Annotated in this window: 1 protein-coding gene; it reads right to left on the reverse strand. The window is 57.2% G+C overall.

What is annotated here, in order from left to right:
* Positions 1-288: 288 nt before the first annotated feature.
* Positions 289-1,118 (reverse strand): hypothetical protein (locus tag D466_RS24370; RefSeq protein ID WP_231385778.1); only part of this gene is annotated, 830 nt, incomplete at its 5' end.

Raw genomic sequence — 1,118 nt, forward strand, 5'->3', positions numbered from 1 at the left:
TCCTTGAATGCTTGTCCGTATCGAGCCACGTTCGTCCTTCATCTCCGCCCCCAGGGTTGATCTATGAAGGCGACATCTATTCTGACGCAGGGGGCCCTGCAGGATGTCGGTGCAGTCTGAGCAAGCGCTGCGCTGGCGATTCAGGTTGCTCGGCAGCTTGGTCGAAGGCGGCTAGTGCCTCGTCATCGGGTTCTGTCGTCATAGGTGTCCTTGGAGTGCACGAACAGTCGTGCATCTCGTGTAGCGATGACAGCGTCACCGCCGCTCACCCTATGCACGGGAGGCCACCTATGTCACTGCCTGTGGCATCGGTTCAGCCGCATCAACCGACTCAGAACCACGGACTCGAAGGTCCACAATCAAGAACGCTACGGCCACCTCCAGGTGGTCTGCCCGATACGTTGCAACGTACCCGCTCGTAGCGTAGTCCGGCAGACCAAGTGGCTTACAGCGGAGGTACGTGAGGCCGCGCGGCACCTCATATTCGAGCATGCGCCTTAGGTAGTCTAAAAGGGGCTTCACCTCCCTTGCGTAGGAATAGGTGACGTGGAAATAGATTTCACAGATGCCATACGAGAAGAGCTTGTCGAAGTGCTTCTTCATTTCAGTCCGGTCTAGACCGGAGCAGACAAGCGCCTCGTAGATGGCTATCTCCTGACCAGATGCTCGAATGACAGCATCCCGTTCTCCAGGGTTCCCCTTCGCCGTTGCTCCGCCACGAGATTGGTCCGCCACGTCCCACTTGACAAAGGCAAGCGAGGCCCCAAGCACCTCTCGCACAGCGGTATTGAGGTCATCTTCGAATCTTGCTTCGTCCTCCGGATTCTTCCTGTCGCGCAGCATTGCCGACATGCGCTGGAGCGCAGCAACAGCACGTGAAACTTGCCGCACGAGATAGCCTTGCAACCCTTCGCCAGGAGGGCCAAGCACGTCGCCAACTTGGGAAAAGGGAAGCTCAGTCATTTGCTGCAAATCAGCCCTAATCTTCGAAACCGTGTCAAGGTCGAACGATGCCGATGCAACGCCCCCTGCGTCAGAATAGATGTCGCCTTCATAGATCAACCCTGGGGGCGGAGATGAAGGACGAACGTGGCTCGATACGGACAAGCATTCAAGGA

It is taken from the genome of Thiomonas sp. FB-6, assembly GCF_000377645.1.
Lineage (GTDB): Bacteria > Pseudomonadota > Gammaproteobacteria > Burkholderiales > Burkholderiaceae_C > Thiomonas_A.